The sequence below is a fragment of the Rhizobium metallidurans genome, assembly GCF_014196505.1.
In the GTDB taxonomy this organism is placed as follows: Bacteria; Pseudomonadota; Alphaproteobacteria; order Rhizobiales; family Rhizobiaceae; genus Rhizobium; species Rhizobium metallidurans.
On the sequence record NZ_JACIDW010000002.1, the window covers coordinates 132,009 to 149,695 of the forward strand.

At 62.3% G+C, this 17,687-nt stretch carries 16 protein-coding genes and 1 tRNA gene; 6 read left to right on the forward strand and 11 right to left on the reverse strand.

Annotated elements, in window-relative coordinates:
* Positions 1–197: 197 nt before the first annotated feature.
* The 4 genes from GGQ67_RS04550 to GGQ67_RS04565 all read right to left on the reverse strand — a co-directional run bounded on the left by GGQ67_RS04550 (position 198) and on the right by GGQ67_RS04565 (position 6,750).
* Positions 198–1,049, reverse strand: coding sequence for a cation diffusion facilitator family transporter (locus tag GGQ67_RS04550; RefSeq protein WP_183899394.1), 852 nt, complete (start codon positions 1,047–1,049; stop codon positions 198–200).
* Between the two features lie 80 nt (positions 1,050–1,129).
* Complete coding sequence (locus GGQ67_RS04555) at positions 1,130–3,043, reverse strand: peptidoglycan DD-metalloendopeptidase family protein (protein ID WP_183899015.1); 1,914 nt, start codon at positions 3,041–3,043, stop codon at positions 1,130–1,132.
* 72 nt (positions 3,044–3,115) lie between these two features.
* Complete coding sequence (locus tag GGQ67_RS04560; protein WP_183899016.1) at positions 3,116–3,829, reverse strand: L,D-transpeptidase; 714 nt, start codon at positions 3,827–3,829, stop codon at positions 3,116–3,118.
* A gap of 101 nt (positions 3,830–3,930) precedes the next feature.
* Complete coding sequence (locus tag GGQ67_RS04565) at positions 3,931–6,750, reverse strand: heavy metal translocating P-type ATPase (RefSeq protein ID WP_183899017.1); 2,820 nt, start codon at positions 6,748–6,750, stop codon at positions 3,931–3,933.
* A 176-nt stretch (positions 6,751–6,926) separates the two neighbouring features.
* Here GGQ67_RS04565 and GGQ67_RS04570 point away from each other — a divergent pair, with 176 nt between their 5' ends.
* Together GGQ67_RS04570 and GGQ67_RS04575 are read left to right on the forward strand one after the other, a co-directional pair.
* Positions 6,927–7,202, forward strand: coding sequence for a metal-sensing transcriptional repressor (locus GGQ67_RS04570; RefSeq protein ID WP_183899018.1), 276 nt, complete (start codon positions 6,927–6,929; stop codon positions 7,200–7,202).
* A 17-nt stretch (positions 7,203–7,219) separates the two neighbouring features.
* On the forward strand, positions 7,220–8,542 hold the full coding sequence (locus GGQ67_RS04575) for an MFS transporter (RefSeq protein ID WP_183899019.1): 1,323 nt from the start codon (positions 7,220–7,222) through the stop codon (positions 8,540–8,542).
* A gap of 121 nt (positions 8,543–8,663) precedes the next feature.
* Here GGQ67_RS04575 and fdhD read toward each other — a convergent pair whose 3' ends face one another.
* Positions 8,664–9,485 carry a formate dehydrogenase accessory sulfurtransferase FdhD gene (fdhD, locus tag GGQ67_RS04580; protein WP_183899020.1) on the reverse strand — a complete coding sequence of 274 codons (822 nt, stop codon included), beginning with the start codon at positions 9,483–9,485 and terminating at the stop codon, positions 8,664–8,666.
* Between the two features lie 157 nt (positions 9,486–9,642).
* Positions 9,643–10,155 (reverse strand): peptide-methionine (S)-S-oxide reductase MsrA, encoded by a 513-nt coding sequence (msrA, locus tag GGQ67_RS04585; protein ID WP_183899021.1) that lies wholly within the window; start codon positions 10,153–10,155, stop codon positions 9,643–9,645.
* A 398-nt stretch (positions 10,156–10,553) separates the two neighbouring features.
* On the opposite strand from msrA, the gene GGQ67_RS04590 reads away from it, so the two are divergent.
* The gene (locus tag GGQ67_RS04590; protein ID WP_183899022.1) at positions 10,554–10,778 is read left to right on the forward strand and encodes an alkylphosphonate utilization protein; all 225 of its coding nucleotides are present in this window, start codon (positions 10,554–10,556) and stop codon (positions 10,776–10,778) included.
* Positions 10,779–10,965: 187 nt separating this feature from the next.
* Here the strand turns inward: GGQ67_RS04590 and GGQ67_RS04595 are convergent, their stop codons facing one another.
* Together GGQ67_RS04595 and GGQ67_RS04600 are read right to left on the reverse strand one after the other, a co-directional pair.
* Entirely contained in the window at positions 10,966–11,445 is a 480-nt protein-coding gene (locus tag GGQ67_RS04595) for a DUF192 domain-containing protein (RefSeq protein ID WP_183899023.1), read from the reverse strand.
* Positions 11,445–12,023, reverse strand: a complete 579-nt coding sequence (locus GGQ67_RS04600; protein ID WP_183899024.1) for a cold-shock protein — start codon at positions 12,021–12,023, stop codon at positions 11,445–11,447. The genes GGQ67_RS04595 and GGQ67_RS04600 overlap by 1 nt, the downstream gene beginning before the upstream one ends.
* 193 nt (positions 12,024–12,216) lie before the next feature.
* On the opposite strand from GGQ67_RS04600, the gene GGQ67_RS04605 reads away from it, so the two are divergent.
* The 3 genes from GGQ67_RS04605 (at position 12,217) to GGQ67_RS04615 (ending at position 14,182) form a co-directional block, all read left to right on the forward strand.
* Positions 12,217–12,657: a VOC family protein gene (locus tag GGQ67_RS04605; RefSeq protein ID WP_183899025.1), complete on the forward strand. Its 441-nt coding sequence runs from the start codon at positions 12,217–12,219 to the stop codon at positions 12,655–12,657.
* Positions 12,658–12,813: 156 nt separating this feature from the next.
* Complete coding sequence (locus GGQ67_RS04610; protein ID WP_183899026.1) at positions 12,814–13,911, forward strand: YcbK family protein; 1,098 nt, start codon at positions 12,814–12,816, stop codon at positions 13,909–13,911.
* Positions 13,912–14,107: 196 nt separating this feature from the next.
* A tRNA-Glu gene (locus GGQ67_RS04615) sits at positions 14,108–14,182 on the forward strand.
* Positions 14,183–14,311: 129 nt separating this feature from the next.
* Here GGQ67_RS04615 and GGQ67_RS04620 read toward each other — a convergent pair.
* The 3 genes from GGQ67_RS04620 to GGQ67_RS04630 all read right to left on the reverse strand — a co-directional run bounded on the left by GGQ67_RS04620 (position 14,312) and on the right by GGQ67_RS04630 (position 17,583).
* Positions 14,312–14,716 (reverse strand): hypothetical protein, encoded by a 405-nt coding sequence (locus GGQ67_RS04620; RefSeq protein ID WP_183899027.1) that lies wholly within the window; start codon positions 14,714–14,716, stop codon positions 14,312–14,314.
* Positions 14,717–14,860: 144 nt separating this feature from the next.
* Positions 14,861–16,192, reverse strand: coding sequence for an NAD(P)/FAD-dependent oxidoreductase (locus GGQ67_RS04625; protein ID WP_183899028.1), 1,332 nt, complete (start codon positions 16,190–16,192; stop codon positions 14,861–14,863).
* A gap of 164 nt (positions 16,193–16,356) precedes the next feature.
* A complete protein-coding gene (locus tag GGQ67_RS04630; protein ID WP_183899029.1) occupies positions 16,357–17,583 on the reverse strand; it encodes an adenylate/guanylate cyclase domain-containing protein in 1,227 nt (408 codons plus the stop codon).
* Positions 17,584–17,687 lie beyond the last annotated feature (104 nt).

Genomic DNA, 17,687 nt, shown 5'->3' on the forward strand with positions numbered 1-17,687 from the left:
CTGATCTCATGAACGGGTTGGCACCCTCGGTGACTGGACCATATCGCCTCGTAGTCCCCGCATAAGTCGTCATCATGCCTGATGACGTTGATACGGGGCCTCTTCGAATGAAAAGAGGCCCCGCGCAAGCTTGAGCGCCGATCGTGTCCGATCACGCGGTGATCATGCACGCCAAGCCCGTCAAGAGCCTGTGCTTGTCACGCATGGAACTCGTGACCGGCATGTTGTTCGCCTTCGGCCTCGACCTGGATCGTCGAATGAACGATGCCGAACTTTTCGCTGAGCATCGTCTCGACAGCCTTGCGTGCCACTGCCTGGTTCTCGCCGTCCTTGACGGAGATGTGCGAGGTGAAGCTGATCTGATCGTTCGAAGTCGACCACAGGTGGACATCGTGTACGTCGACGATGCCGGGAACGTCCTTGATCGCCTTGCGGATCTCATTCAGGCTCATTCCGGACGGAACGCCCTCCAGGAGAACGTTCGTCGTATCCCGCAGGAGAATCCATGTCCGTGGCAGCACCCAGACGCCGATCGCCACCGCGACCACCGGATCGACCCATGTCCAGCCCGTGAACTTGATTGCGAGAGCACCCGCCACGACGCCGACGGAGCCGAGCATGTCCGCCCAGACTTCGAGATAGGCGCCCTTGACGTTGAAGCTGGCATCGCGCCCGGAGGCAAGCAGTCTCATCGAAATGAGATTGACGATCAAACCCAGCACCGCGATGATCATCATCCCCGTGGATTCGACCTGCTGCGGCTCCTGGAACCGTCCTATGGCTTCAACGAAGACATAGATCGCCACCACGAAAAGCAGCATCGCGTTGAACGTCGCGGCGAGGATCTCAAGCCGTCTATATCCGAAAGTCCGCCGCTCGTCTGCCGGACGGTTTCCGACCTTGATCGCCAGAAGAGCGATCGCGAGCGCCGCGACGTCGGTCATCATGTGCGCGGCGTCGGACAGAAGCGCGAGGCTGTTGTAGACAATCCCGCCAACGACTTCCGCCACGAGGAAGGTCGCCGTGAGCACAAGTGCCACGGTCAGCATTTTTGAATTGGCGCCAGCCGTGTGGTCGTGGGCGTGGCCTTCTCCCGCATCGTGAGAATGCGACATTCAGTAGTCCTCCGTTAAGTATCCGGCGCGCTCGGCGGCGGCGGGGTGTCGAGAAGTGTATCGATGCGTTTGCGCTCTTTTTGAAAGGTGAGAAGCCGATCATCCTTGAGGGATTCGTCGGTTGGCAGGCGGACTTTGAGCGGGTCGACTCGCCGTCCGTTTACCAGCAATTCATAATGCAAGTGCGAACCGGTCACCATCCCGGTAGCACCAATGTAGCCGATCACCTGGCCCTGCTTCACCTTTCCCCCGGCGACGACGTTTTTGGCGATCGCGCTCTGGTGGCTGTAGGAGGAAACATATCCATTCGCGTGGCGGATCAGGGTCTGGTTGCCATATCCGCCCGTATCCCATCCCGCCTTGATGACGTCGCCGTCTCCCGCGGCAATGATCGGCGTTCCTGTAGGCGCGGGGTAATCGACGCCGGTATGCATGCGCACGAATCCGAGAACCGGGTGTCGACGCATGCCAAAGCTCGAATTCGGCGGAACACTCGGGACCGGACTGCGAAGCAGGAATTGACGCAGACTTTTTCCATTCTCGTCGAAGTAGCCGATGCTGCCGTCCACGGGATCACGAAACTTGTAGAACCGGGCTTCGCGATCACCGAGACGCGCGCTGAAATAGAGAAGCTCCGAGTTCTCCTCGGCCTTCCCGTCGCTTCCGGACGAATAGAAGGCCTCCAGACTGTCCGACGATTTCAGCGGCGCCTGCAGGTCGAAGGACGACGCCATGATACCGACGATCGTCTTGGCCATGCCGAGCGTCATGCCATAATTGAGCGCGCTCCGGTAAATGCCGTCATAGACCTTTGGCAGGTCCAGAGGAGCCGCCCGTCCGATCGTGACGCCCCCTTCGCCGACGGCACCGAACCGCTCAGGCTCGGCCCCGGTGACGAACCTGCCGGCATCGTCGACGGCGATGCTGGCCTGGTGCCGCTGCGACCGGTACAGGCTCGCCCGCACGACCTTCAGATCCTGTCCACGCTGGATGACGCCCATGCGGACCGTATCACCGACATCGACGTTCTGGCCCGCGCCGGCCGCAAGCAGGTTTCCGACCATTCCCGCCTGCCCGGCCGGATAGCCGGCGGATTTCAGGGCCTCGGTCACGGTGGTTTTTCCGCCGACATTGATCACGTCCTCGGCGAACTGTTCCGTGTTGGCCGTGATCGCCGCCGCCGTCGAATAGGAGACATTCTGCTCAAGCACCTTCGCGGTGCTGCCCATGGGCGGCAGGTCGTCGCTATCCGAGAAGCGTTCGGGATCGACATAGACCGCCGAGACGGTCGCCCCTTCCAGAAGCGCCATGCCATCGGCGCGGACGGAGGCCTCGATCTCCTCGAAGCTCAATCCCGGCGCCACCGGCCACTTGCCGGAAGCCGAGTAGTTGCCTGTCTTCAAGGCTATCTCGGTCTCGACCTTCGCGCCGTAAAGCGCTCCCTCCTCGGACGGTTCAGCCTCGCTTCCCGAGACCCCCGAGAGAACCGCCGTCGGGTCGAACTTGGGATAATTCGTTCCCGAGGCGCCACCAGCGGCCAACTGCATCTGGACGTGGGTATAAGGCTGACTTCTGACGACCTCGCGATCGCCTTCCTTGACGATCGAAGAGAGCTCCATGACCCTGCGATCGGACGCGCGCGCGGCCTTCAGCGTCCCGACGATTCTGGCCCCGCGCAGCACGCTTTCGTCGGCATGGCTCGCTTCCGTGGGCAGGCTGACGGCTTCCGCGGGTGTCGCCAGCTGCTGTCTGCCGTCCATTGCCGCGAATAGCGCGACCCCCATCAACAGGGTCGACGTCGCTCCCGTGAGCGCGATGCCCGTCAGCCACCGGCTCGACACCTGTCTGCGGTCGGGCTGGCGTCGCCCGTCCGCGGGGATCGCGGCAGCGTTTCCGAGAGATCTTTGGATCGCTTCTTTGTTCACCACATGCCGTCTCAATTACGGGATTGTACCGGTTTCAGGCACGGTCCGCGCAAAGGTTAATCTCGAACTGCCCGCCTACTGGCGGACAATGACGCGCGCCTTGATCGGAACGCGCGTATACAAATCGATCACGTCCTGGTTCAAAAGTCGAACACATCCTGACGATACGGCCTTGCCGATCGACCGCCAGTCATTGGTACCGTGGAGGCGATAGAGCGTGTCCTTGCCGTCGGAGAAAATGTAAAGAGCGCGAGCGCCGAGCGGATTGTCGATGCCGCCCTCCATTCCCCCGTTCTCGATCGAATATTTCGCGAGTTCGGGCTGGCGAGCGACCATCTCATTCGGCGGCTTCCAGCGCGGCCACTTTTGACGCCACTGTATCACTCCCTCACCTGCCCATGCGAAACCTTCGCGGCCGATACCGACACCGTAACGCATCGCGGTGCCACCCGGCTCAACGACGTATAGGAATCTGGCCGGGGTATCAACGATTACCGTTCCAGGCGCTTCTCCCGTCGGGTCCATGACGCGCTGCCGGTAGAAGCTGGGGTCGATCTTGTCATAGGGAACGGCGGCCATCGTCTGATTTTCATCGACGGCCTCCGCGTACATCGACGCGAGATCGGCAGCACTCGGTGGTCCGACGGGACGGCTGGCCCGCGGTTGTTCGAAAGGAATCGGCACCGTCCTCGGCAGCCCGCCGGTCGCGCAACCTGCAAGCTGCGTCGCCCCGATCATGGCGGAGAAAGCCATCAAGCGGCGGCGCGTCAAAACGACCGATTTGGCCATGCGGGGTCATTCTCCGTGGAATTCAATGTGCGCGGAACCAAAAGACGTAGAAGGCTCCGGCGCCCAGATGGGCGCCGGAGCCGTTATCCGACAAGTCGATGTCAGCCGTCCTTCGGCACCTTAAGCAGGCGCAAGGCGTTCATCGTGACGAGCACCGTCGCGCCGGTATCGGCGAGAATTGCCGGCCACAAGCCCGTGAGGCCGATGACGGTCGTGACCAGGAACACGGCCTTCAGCGCGAGCGACATGAAGATGTTCTGGTAGATGTTTCGCATCGTCCGCTTGGACAGATCGATCATCCTCGAAATGTCCGACACGCGACCATGAAGAATGGCGGCGTCGGCCGTTTCAAGCGCCACGTCGGTGCCCCCACCCATGGCGATACCAACGTTTGCCGCGGCCAGAGCCGGAGCGTCGTTGATACCATCGCCAACCTTGGCGACCACGAGGCCGAGCTTCTGCATCTCGCCGACGATCTTCTGCTTGTCTTCCGGCAGGAGCTGGGCCTTCACCGAAATGCCCAGTTGCTTTCCGATCGCCGAAGCGGTCCGGTTGTTGTCGCCGGTCAGCATGACGGTCTTCACGCCGATCTGTTCCAGCTGCTTCAAACCATCACGAGCATCGGCCCGCGGTTCGTCACGCATGGCGATCGCGCCGGCGAGCTTTCCGCCCACGATGAGGACCGACACGGTCTTGCCTTCGTCGTTGAGCTTGGTGATCGTCGCCTGCTGCTCATCCGAGAGGCCGACACGGTCCGCGGCAGCCGACGGCGAGCCGAAGAATACGTCGTGGCTTTCGACCGTTGCCGTAACCCCCTTGCCGCCGATCGCTTTCGCATCGATCGCAGCGGGAATGTTGACTTGATCCTCCTCGGCCTTCTTCAGAATGGCGATGGCGAGCGGATGGCTTGAGCCGGTCTCGAGCGCGGCCGACATTCTGAGCACCTCGGAAGGAGCCATGCCGAAATCGAGGATGTCGGTAACCTTCGGCTTGCCTTCGGTGAGCGTACCCGTCTTGTCGAGGGCGACCGCGGTGATCTTGCCAAGGGTCTCGAGCACGGCTCCGCCCTTCATCAGCAGTCCGCGACGTGCGCCCGATGACAGCGATGCAGCGATCGCGGCAGGCGTCGAAATAACCAGGGCGCACGGGCACCCGATCAGAAGCAGCGCCAGTCCCTTGTAGATCCACTCGTTCCAGTCACCACCAGCAAGGAGAGGCGGCAGGGTCGCGACCAGAGCAGCCACGACGACGACACCAGGGGTGTAATAGAAAGAGAAGCGGTCGATGAACCGTTCGGTCGGAGCCTTGGATTCCTGAGCCTCTTCCACCAGCTTGACGACGCGAGCGATCGTGTTGTCGGCGGCAGCGGCCGTAACCCGAACGCGCAGGGCGGCATCACCGTTGACGGTGCCCGCGAATACCTTGTCGTCGACGCCCTTTCTCACCGGCACGCTCTCACCGGTCACGGGCGCTTCGTCGATCGAGCTCTCGCCGGCAATGATCACGCCGTCGGCGGACACGCGGTCACCGGGGCGGACCAGGATGATCGCGTCCACCTCGACGTCCTCGGCCGGAACTTCGCGCGTGCGTCCGTTCTCTTCGACCAGCGCCATCTTTGGCACGAGGTTGGCCAGGGACTGGATGCTCGCACGGGCCTTGCCCGCCGCGACACCCTCGAGAAGTTCGCCTACGAGGAACAGGAAGACAACCGCGGCGGCTTCCTCGCTCGCGTCGATGATGACCGCTCCAGCGGCGGCGATCGTCATCAGCATTTCGATGGAGAACGGCGTACCCGCGCGGGCAGCCATGAACGCGCGGCGAGCGATCGGCATCAGGCCGACGAGCATCGCCACGACGAAGGCGTAGGAACCGGTCTGCGGGAAGAGGTGGCCAATGCCATAGGCCGCGACCAGCGCCGCGCCCGCCATGATCGTCAGGCGACCCTTGCGGCTTTTCCACCATGGCCCATTCGTCGGTCCATGGTCATGGCCATGCAGCCCCGAGGTTTCACTGCCGTGGGAATGGCTTCCGCCGGCATTGGCCGGTTGCGCCGCTTCGATCGAATAGCCGAGACCGCGCACCTGCTTTTCGATCGCGGGAACGTCGATGGCATCCTTGTGACGAACGGTCATCGTACCCGCGGTGACGGAGACGGAGACCGTGTCGACGCCGCTGAGACGGCGGACGGCGGTATCGATCTTCGCCGCGCAGGACGCGCAGTCCATGCCGCCGATGCGAAAGCGTGTCATGCCCTGATCCGGGCCAACGTTGCCGTCCGCTTTTTCATGATCATGGTCGTGACCGGAATGATCGTGGCCGGAATGGTCGTGGCCAGAGTGATCATGGCCGGAATGGTCGTGTCCGGCGTGATCGTGGTCATGCTTGTGACCGGAGTGGTCGTGATCGTGGCCGCAAGACGCGTGGTCGTGGCCGGCATGATCATGGCCAGCGTGATCGTGGTCACCATGCTTGTGACCAGCATGATCGTGGTCATGGCCGCAGGACGCGTGGTCGTGACCCGCGTGATCGTGGTCCTTATGGTCATGACCCGAGTGATCGTGACCCTTGTGGTCGTGGCCCTTGTGGTCGTGGCCAGAGTGGTCATGGTCCTTGTGATCATGGCCGGCGTGATCATGGCCTGCGTGATCGTGTTTTTCGTGCTTGTGCTCGGCCTTGGCGGCGGCCGCCGGCTTGGCTGGCGTCGAAATACGGGAAACCGGATAGCCGAGGCCACTGACCTTCTTTTCGATTTTCGCGAGATCGGCGGAGAGAAGATGACTAATGGTCATCGTCCCCGCGGTCACGGAAACCGATACATCCTCGATGCCTGTTGAGCGCCTTACGGCGGTGTCGATCTTGGATGCGCAAGAGGCGCAATCCATACCGCTCACCCGGTACTTGGTCTTGATGATTTCATTCATTGCGGTAAACCTCGATAGCTTCGAGATATGTACCTACAACCTCATGTCACTATAGGTTCAAGTGGAAAAAAACGGCTAGGAAAGAAACTCGTAATCGATGGTTTTCGCGAGCATTCCAATCCGCTTCGACAAGGTCGACGCTTGAAATATCCTATCCAGGGGGATAGGTTGCGGACATGGAAGAACATCGGCACGAAACCCATCCCGACATCGTCAAGCGGCTCAAGCGGGCCGAAGGGCATCTGAAAAGCGTGATCGCCATGATCGAGGGCGGACGGCCCTGCCTCGACATCGCTCAGCAACTCCATGCCGTGGAGAAGGCGATCATCAACGCCAAGCGAACATTGATCCAGGATCACCTCGATCATTGCCTCGAGGACACGATCGGGGTTCTGCCCCGCGATCAACGCCAGTCGATCGACGAGTTCAAGGCCATCACCAAGTACCTTTGAGCATAACGGGATCGAACATGCTGAACGTCCTCGCAAACCGCACCTACCGTCATCTGTTTCTCGCCCAGGTCATCGCGCTGGTCGGGACCGGGCTCGCCACGGTGGCGCTCGGCCTCCTGGCCTACAGTCTCGCCGGCGCCGATGCGGGCGCGGTTCTCGGGACGGCCCTGGCGATCAAGATGATCGCCTATGTCGGCGTCGCGCCGGTCGCGGCCGCCTTCGCCGAGCGGCTGCCCAGGCGCACGATGCTGGTGTCTCTCGACCTCATCCGGGCGGCGGTGGCTCTGTTGCTGCCCTTTGTCACCGAGGTCTGGCAGGTCTATGTCCTGATTTTCGTGCTTCAGTCGGCATCGGCGGCCTTCACGCCGACCTTTCAGGCCACCATCCCCGACGTGCTTCCCGAAGAAAAGGAGTATACGCGGGCGCTCTCGCTCTCGCGTCTCGCCTACGATCTGGAGAGTGTCGTCAGTCCGATGCTGGCGGCGGCCTTGCTGACGGTCATCAGTTTCCACAGCCTGTTCGCCGGAACCGTCATCGGCTTCCTCGCCTCGGCCGCGCTCGTCGTCTCCGTTGTCCTTCCCTCCCCCAAGGCCACCGAGCGGCGCGGCATTTACGACAGGACGACCCGGGGCCTGCGCATCTATCTGGCGACGCCTCGCCTCAGGGGTCTGCTCGCCATCAACCTTGCCGTCGCGTCGGCAAGCGCGATGGTGATCGTCAACACCGTGGTTCTGGTACAGGCGGAGTTCTCCCTGACGCAGAGAGCGACGGCATTGGCGCTGGCGGCCTTCGGCGGCGGCTCCATGCTCGCGGCGCTGGCTCTTCCGCGATTGCTCGATCGCCTGCCCGACCGACAGGCAATGCTTTGCGGCGCGGCGATCCTCGTCGTCGGGGTCGGCCTTGGAATGTTCGTGGGGAACTACGCGATGCTGCTCCCCTTGTGGTTCGCCCTCGGCATCGGCTACTCGCTGGCTCAGACCCCATCCGGCCGACTGCTGCGCCGGTCGTCCCGGCCCGAGGATCGGCCGGCGCTTTTCGCCGCGCAGTTCGCGCTCTCCCATGCCTGCTGGCTGATCACCTATCCGATCGCGGGCTGGCTAGGCGCGCGCGCCGGTCTCCCCTTCACCTTCGCATCGCTCTCGCTGCTCGGCGCGGTCGCCGTATTGATCGCCGTCCGGGTGTGGCCGGCGGACGATCCGCAGGAACTGGAACACACCCACGGCGATCTGGACGCCAACCACCCGCACATCGCTGGTGCCGAACGCTTCGCCGGCGGCCACCGTCATTCGCATGCCTATGTGATCGACAACGACCACACGCAATGGCCGCGCGCGGGATGAGTATCTTGGCCCCCATGCCAGGCCGGCCTCGATAGACCTCGCTCCCACACTTTATATACGGGCATGTACAGGCCGGCATCGAAACAGCGGCGCCCGGCCAGCCGGGCCCGCGAACCGTGCTCTAGAAGACCACCCGATGCGGATGCGTGAAGATCTCGAAATCCTCTCCGCGCGCGACGGCGATCATGGTAATTCCCGCCTCCTCGGCCGTGCGAATGGCATAGGCGGTCGGTGCCGAGATCGCGATCAGGATCGGACTGCCGAGAAACCCGGCCTTCTGGATCATCTCGATCGAAAGCCGGCTGGTCACCGTCACCGCGCCGCTGCCGCCGGAGACGCCCGATGCGACGACGGCGCCGCAGAGCTTGTCGAGCGCGTTGTGCCGGCCGACGTCCTCGCGCAACGCCACCAGCCCGCTGCCCGGCACGAAGAACCCGGCGCCATGGACCGCGCGGGTCTTGTGGTTGAGTTGCTGCTGATCCGCGAGGCTCGCCACCGCGCGCGCGATGTCGTGAGGCGTCACCGTGAGATCGCGGGACAGGACGGGACGCACGCTGCGGACGGCCTGCTCCAGCGATTCGATACCGCACAGGCCGCAGCCGACCGGACCCATCATGTGTCGCCGGCGCGCGCGCAGCTTCTCCTCGACGTCTTCAACCAGCGCGATCTGCACGTCGATGCCCATCTCGTCCTGAACGATCTCGATCGCCTCGATCTGCGAGACGGCGTCGATCAAACCCTCGGTAAGGCTGAAGCCGACGGCGAAATCGACCAGATCGGCGGGCGTCGCCATCATCACCGCATGCGAACTGCCGCCATAGGAGAAGGCGATTGCCACCTCCTCGGGAACGCTGCGCGTCGCCGGAGCGGCAACCCCGCCATGAAAGGCGATGGTGTGCACGGCCTCGTGGCTCGCTCGGTTATCGACGAAACTGATGTTCACCCTGCTCTTCCCTGAACGATGCGGCCCAGCCCGCGAATGCGCCTGCCAATCTCCACTATAGGCCCGGACCGACACGTCTGTCCCCGTGAAAGAACGGTACTTGTCACGCAAAACGCCAGGTCTTTCGACCTGGCGCCGTGAAGACGTGGCTGTGTTTTCAAGCCGCGGAGGACTGCCGCTTCGGCAGCTTCCAGCTGGGACGGACGAAGTGGCAGGTATAGCCGTTCGGAATCCGTTCCAGATAGTCCTGATGCTCGGGCTCCGCCTCCCAAAAATCGCCGACCGGGGCAAGCTCCGTGACGACCTTTCCCGGCCAGAGACCGGATGCGTCCACATCGGCGATCGTATCCTCAGCCACGCGCTTCTGCTCGTCACTCGCGTAAAAGATGGCCGAGCGGTAGCTGGGGCCGAGATCGTTGCCCTGGCGATTGGGCGTCGACGGATCGTGGATCTGGAAGAAGAATTCCAGGATGTCGCGATAGCTGGTCTTGGCGGGATCGAAGAGGATCTCGATCGCCTCGGCGTGGTTCCCGTGATTGCGGTAGGTCGCGTTGGCAACCTCGCCGCCGGTGTAGCCCACTCGCGTCGTCTCGACACCCGGCAGGCGTCTGATCAGATCCTGCATTCCCCAGAAACAACCGCCTGCGAGCACTGCGCGTTCGATAGTCATCGAATATCTCCATTCCCTGACGTTCGTTACGAGATCTTCATCGGCTGACAAGCTGGAAGCCTGCGCCCAACCTGCCCGAGCCGCCTGGAAGGCAGCTCCGCCGCGTGCCCTACAGATAGGGATTCCACGCCGTGTTTGCCAGTGCGACTTTATCGGGGCGGAAATGCCTGACAACGTCATATCAACACCGAGACAATCAGCGATACCTGATGAGCGGCAATATCCAACCAATTGATTTTACTTTGACGGCGTCAGCCTCTAGGGAAGCATCAGTGGTTGCGTGGCGCAGGCGCGATAACCAAGCGTGAGCTGCATCACGTTAGGTGAACCGCAGGGACGTCATATTCTTCATATCCACTTTTCCATATCCACCAGGCAATTTGAAAAACGAGATCACAATGACCGACGAACCAATCGTAAGAGACAGCAACGGCGCGCAGCTCAGCGACGGTGATTCCGTCACGCTCATCAAGGACCTGAAGGTCAAGGGCACATCGGAGACCATCAAGCGCGGAACGCTCGTGAAGAACATCCGGCTCAACGGAAACCCAGGCGAAGTGGAATGCAACACCAAGCAGGTCAAGGGCCTGGTGCTGAAGACGGAGTTCGTCAAAAAGGCGTAGGTCGCCGCGACATCTGTGCCGGATCGAAACACCGGACCCGGATCAACGTAGCGACGAACGCCGGCGCTGTCATCCGTCATGAGCGCCTTTCACGTCGCTCATGACTGCGGAATCTGGCTCGTCCCGGCGACAATCGCGAACGGGCCTTTTTCATGAGGGAACGGGGAAACAGCCGCCCTGCCGGTGGCTACATGTATTTCGTGATGCTCGGGCTGACCACCCTGTCGCCCGGCTTGATGCCGAGCTTGGCCGTGGCGCCGGCGTTGAGCTCCAGCACGTACTTCACCTCGGTCACGGAATCGATGATGTCGCGGGAATAGGGCACCGCATTCTGCTTGATGCCGCGCACGATGCCCGCCCGATCTATGAACAGCATGTCGAGTGGCAGCACCGTGTTTTCCATCCACATCTGCACCCGTCTCGACGTCCCGAAGTCGAAGATCATGCCGGCATCCGCGGCCATCTCCTTGCGGTACATCAGGCCGCGCTGTCGCTGTTCGTTGGTATCGGCGATCTCGACGGTAAAGTTGTATTTCTGCCCTGATGCCGTCTGGATGACCAGTTGCTCCTTGTCGAACTTGACGACGGACTGGGCGAGCGCCGGCAGCGCCAGCATGAAAAAAAGCGCCAAAAAGGCGCTTCTGATTCGGTATGAAACCATGGTCATCAGTGCGCCCTGCTCACGGGGGTCGGCGCGTCCGGATGGATTTCGGCCGCCATCAGCCCCTTGTCGCCATCGCCGAAGCGCACGAGCACAACCTGGCCGGGACGAAGCTCGGTAAGGCCGAAACGACGCAGCGTTTCCATGTGAACGAAGATATCCTCTGTCCCCTCGCCGCGCGTCAGGAAGCCGAAGCCCTTGGTGCGGTTGAACCACTTGACCAGCGCGCGCTCCAGACCGCTCGTCGCCGTGACCTGCACATGCGTGCGCACCGGCGGCAGCTGCGACGGATGAACCGCCGTCGACTGGTCCATGGAGAGTATCTTGAAAGCCTGGTATCCGCGATCCCGGCGCTGGATGAGAGCGACGATGCGGGTGCCTTCGAGAATGGTCTGGTAGCCGTCGCGGCGCAGGCAGGTCACGTGCAGCAGAACGTCCTGCATGCCGTTGTCCGGAACGATGAAACCGAAGCCTTTCGCGACGTCGAACCACTTCACGACGCCGGTGATTTCGATGAGGTCGACCGCATCGCCCGCGAGTTGATCGAGGTCAGTGAATTCCGTCGATGAAATCCTGTCAGCCATTTCGCCAGCCCCTCAATACGCGTCACACTGTTACGGTTAACTGATTCTTGAGATCAAGATTAACATGTTGGTAACGGATTAGCGCAAGCCCTACTTTTCGTTTATTCGCAACTGCCAATCTTACCCCCTAGTCTTGCCTGAACCTGACGTTCCGCCACATAAGAGGCACGCCAGTATTTAGAGAGGAAACAGAATGCGTTATCTCCACACCATGGTCCGCGTGAAGGATCTGGATGCATCGCTCCATTTCTACGCGACGCTTTTCGGGCTCGAGGAAACCCGCCGCATCGACAACGAAAAGGGTCGGTTTACCCTCGTCTTCCTCGCCGCTCCCGGCGACAAGGCCGACGCCACCGCCAAGGGCGCGCCATGCCTGGAACTGACCTACAACTGGGACCCCGAGGATTACACCGGCGGACGCAACTTCGGCCACCTCGCCTACGAGGTCGACGACATCTACGCGACCTGCCAGAAGCTGATGGACAACGGCATCACCATCAACCGCCCGCCGCGCGACGGACACATGGCCTTCGTACGCTCTCCCGACGGCATCTCGATCGAGATTTTGCAGAAGGGCGGCAACCTTCAGGCGGCCGAGCCATGGGCATCGATGGGCAACACCGGCGCCTGGTAAGCCGAGGCTTTTGCGAGGCTTGCGGCTTTTTCGATTTCCGGCCACTGCGTCCGGATCGTCCTTGCCGCGCAACTTTGCTGCGGGCAATCTCCAGATGACTCGAGGCGGATCGTGCGTTCTGCGCGCCCCTCGCCTTCATATTTGGAGAATGCTCGCTTGCTCGCTGTTGAAATGCGCACGCCTGTCAGGGCGGCACTTCTGATCGCCGCCTCCGCATGGGCGCTGTCGGGCTGCGTGTCCAACAAGCCCGCCGTCGATGCGCTCGCCTCCGCGGCCGCCGAATCGGTACCCGCGCAAGAGCAGCAGGCGGCGGCAAGCGCCGCGCCGATGGCCGGCTCCGCGCAACAGCAGGCCGGCTACCGCGACCCCAGGATGACCAACGTCGCCGGGATGACGAACGTCTCCGGTATGGAGAATACTTCCGGCGTGCAAGCCGCCGGCATGGCGCAGGCACCGGGCCAGCCGGCATCGGCGATGCCGGAGCAGACGGCCCCCGCCAATATCGGCGGCCTCGCGATGCAATCGACCGGCATCAACGCCCAGGCGATGAGCATCTTCTCGGTCAAGCAGAGGATCCAGAACAACCCGACATCGACCACGCTGCAGCCGTCGGGCGGCGTCGGCGCCACGCGCTCGAGCGTCTATTCCAGTCAGATGCCGGTCGACCCGGCGCCGCAGCAGCCGACACTCGCGCCGCAGCAGTCCTCGCAAAACACCAGCACCACGATCGACCCGATGCAAACCGCCTCTTTGGCGACGAGCGCCCTTCCCGGCCAGAGCATGAATGCGCTCTACAGCGCGCCCAGGCAGAACCTTCTCACCAGCCTGTCCGGCCTGCTGCAGAAGGCGTCCCTTCCCGGAGCGACCCGCGTCGCGCCGAACGGATTGCGGCTGCAGAACGACAAGGTCGAGGTCGGCTGTTTCAAGCCGGATCTCCTGAAGGTGATCAAGGCGGTCGAAGGCCGTTTCGGCAGGCCGGCGACCATCACGTCGGGCTATCGCGACCCCGAGCGCAACCGCATGGTCGGTGGCGCCGAGGAATCGATGCACATGAGCTGCGAGGCGGCCGATTTTCAGATCGACGGCGTGTCGAAGTGGGATATCGCCAACTATATCCGCTCGCTTCCCGACCGCGGCGGTGTCGGCACCTATTGCCACACCGACTCCATCCACCTCGACACGGGCCGCAACCGCGACTGGAACTGGGGTTGCGGCCGCAAGCCGGCAACCGCCACGCTCGCCCGCGCCCTCTGATATCACCCCTTCATTTCGCTCATCGCCGCCCGGTGCCGCCACGGCAGCGGGCGACGCGCGTTTAGACGTTTGATTTCAAGGCAATAGCGAGGTTTTTCCACACGCTGACATTTCTTGTCATTTTTTTGCAAAAAATCACTTCTTGCCGCTTGCGGGAATCCGAGTGCCTGATTATAAGGGCGCCACCACGAAGGAAGCGCCCTTCGTCTATCGGTTAGGACACCAGATTTTCATTCTGGGAAGAGGGGTTCGACTCCCCTAGGGCGTGCCATCATGGTTGATTTCATTGCATTTTTTTGATTTTCGACCGAAGTGATCCTGAACAACTGGATCGCTCGGCCGCGGTGGCATTTGGCGCCAACCAGCCGTCCGACCAGGTCGGCTATCGGGCTTGAAGCAGTCATGCCCTCCGATTTTTGGACTTGTGCTCGACCCGCTCTAGGATGATCTTGTATTCCGTGGAGCCACCTCCATCCTTCGGCGCTACAAGCAGATGCAGCCGGTCGTTACGATATCCTACAGTGACGCGCACGTTCGCAGGGGGGCTGTTGGCGGTGATCGACCATCTACCCTCTCCTGATGCCAGCACGCCGCCAGTCTCGGGCTGTAGAGACGCCATCGCCCATCCTGCTTTACTGAAAATCGCAGCAGTCTCACCGTACTGGATGATCCCGATTGTCTCCGGCGCTCCTTCGGATGTTTGCCACTGCCCTTCAAGCAATCGGTCAGCCGCATTGCCGGAGAGTGGGACTGCGAAGGACGCAAGTAGGACGACGAAGATTATCTTCCCGTAAAGGCGCGGCATGAGCTATTTTCCGTTGAAGCGGCAGTCAGCCCGACGTTTCCTCCTGATTGCGTTTTTATCATGGACAACCACCGGGCAATGCGCGAACTGGTTTTATGTTGACGACCGCGCTTGGCGCAAAGCCGTCGACCAACCGCGCCCCCATCAAACCCCGCTGATCAACTCGATCTTCGACCCATCGCTGAACCGTGACAGCCTAAACGCCCTGGGGTCGACGATCGGCGCCCTGCCCGTGACGATATCGGCCATCAGCCGCCCGGCGGCCGGGCCGATGCCGAAGCCGTGGCCGGAAAAGCCGGTCGCGATGTGAAAGCCGGGAATGGCCTCGACATCGGAGATGACAGGCACGGCATCGGGCGTCACGTCGATATAGCCCGCCCAGCGCTGCGCGATCTCGGCCTTTTCGAAGACGGGAAACGCGGCCTTCAGGTCCGCCAGCGCCTTGTCCTGCTTGCGCCTGGATGGGACGGGATCGAGCACCCGGTTATATTCGAAGGGGCTCGCCTCATCGAGCGACCACTGGCGCGGGATGCGGGCTTCGTCGAGGAAGCGCAGACCGAGCCGGAAGGAGAGCGCCTTCCATTCGGACCTGAGCGCCGGCAGAAAATCCATCGCATGGCGAAACGACGCCGGCACGATATCGACGATATTGTCGTAGCCCGAGGCAACCGTATAACCGCCGTCCTGGCGCTTGCGGATGGCGAAGTCGTTGGCCCAGATCGTCTGCTCCGGCCCACCCTCGAGCGGCTTCGTCCTGAGCACACTGTTCATCACCTTCAACTGCGGAAGATCGATCCCGAAGCGGCCCGAAAACAGGCTGGACCAGGCCCCGCCGGCCAGCACCACGGCCTGGCAGGCGATCGACCCGCGTTCCGTCACCACGCCGCGTACGGCGCCGGCAGCCAGTTCGATACCACGCACCGCGCATGCGGTGAGGATCGTTGCGCCCTTGTCGCGCGCGGCTTCGGCAATCGCGGGGGCCGCCTTCTGCGGCTCGGCGCGGCCGTCGGCCGGTGTGTAGAGCGCGCCGGCCATGGGTAACCTCGAGCCGGGAAGGAGATCGCCGAACTCGCGGGCGCTCAGCATCCTGGTGTCGATCTGGTAATCGCGGAGGTTGGCCCGCCAGCGGTCGTGAGCCGACAGCTCCTTCTCGTTGGCGCAGGTAAAGATGATGCCGGCGCGCTTGAAGCCAGTATCGCGGCCAGTGCGGGCGTCGAGCGTATCCCACAGACGCAGCGCTTCGGCCATGAGCGGCACCTCGCGCGGATCGCGCATCGAGATGCGCACCCAGCCCCAGTTGCGGCTGGACTGCTCCTGCCCGATCCCGCCCTTCTCGCACAAGACGACCTTCAGCCCGCGCTCGGCAAGCTCCAGCGCCGTCGAGCAACCGACGATCCCGCCCCCGATCACCACCACATCGCAGGCATCGGGAAGCGTTTCATCACCGTGAACGGGAACGACATGGGGACCGGGCATGAATTATCTCGCGGATGGTGGTTGTCTTGCGAGATGGTCTAGCGCCCGCGACACGCGCTAGAAACAGCAAATCCGCTACAACCGCGAATTTCCCGCGGATAAGAACAACTTACGATGAGCGAGGGGTCAAGCAACGCGCGCCGCGGCCGCCAAACGCCCCCCAGTTATTTCAATGGAAACGCGAACACGTCCACCGGTTCGCCAAGCCCGCGTAGCGGAAACGCGCCCAGGCTGTCCATCTCGTCTTCTTGGCCCGCCATCTCCACGAACGCCCTGGAGAGAAGCACCGGCCGCTTGATCTCCTTCGTCAGGCTTTCCAGCCGCGAAGCGACATTCACCGCCGGACCGATCACGGTAAAATCGAGCCGCCTGCGCGATCCGATATTCCCGTACATCACCTCTCCGACGTGCACGCCGATGCCATAGCGAAGAACCTCGCGGCCCTTGCGCTTGTTCTCGGCGTTCAGCTCGACCATCAGCGCTTCCGCGGTCTTGATCGCCTGCAGCAGGTTTTCGCAGGCCTCGGGGTTGCTGAGCGGGAAGATCGCCAGCATGCCGTCGCCCATGAATTTCAGGATCTCGCCGCCATGCTTCTCGATCGGCTCCGACATCGCGTCGAAATAGCCATTGAGCAGCTCGATCACGTCGTCGCGCGGCCAATGGTCGGAAATCGTCGTGAAATCGCGAAGGTCGCAGATCAGGATGGCGGCCTCCACGGTCGCGCCGCTGCCGCGCGTCGTTGCCCCGGCCAGGATCTGCTCGCTGGCATGCGGTCCCACATAGGTCTGCAACAGCGTGCGCGCCATGATGTTCTTCAGCCGGATTTCGGTCACCAGCGTCAGCGCCGGCAGCAGGTCCTTGAGATAATTGACATGCTCTTCCAGAAACCCGCCGGGACGATCGCTTGCGAAGGTCACGATATGGCGCTTGCCCAGCGTATGCTCCATCGGCCAGGCGATATATTCGGTCACGCCTTCGCGCTTGAGGTCGTCATAGAATTCGGCGTGCCCGTCGCCGGGACGCAGCGCCTCGATATCCTTGCGCACCTCGGTCGCGCCGCTGAAGATTTCGTTGACGGGGCTTCGCAGGAACTGCGGCGTGTTTTCGGTGCCGTAGTCGAAGGTGGTGATCTTCGCCTCGGTCATCCCCGTCCTCCAGAGAAGCCGCGCGCCCAGCCATTGCGGATGATGCGTCCGGAAATGCATCGTGGCGCGGCTGACGGGAATACCCTCGTCGCGCAGCCGGTCGCAGAGCTGAACCAGCAGATTGTCGATATAGCGCTCGTTGCGTGTCTCGTTGACCAGCCAGTCAAGGCTGGTTGTCCTGTGCCTCGGCCACTGGCCGACGCTCAGCTCGGAAGGCTCTGGAGCCGGGTTTGATAAGGATTGCATCGCCCTACACTCCGCGAGAGATCGCGGCCTTCTCAACATGAAAACAAAAAATCATTCCTACGCCAGCTAAATGGGGTGGCCGATCGTGGAATGGAATGCCTGCC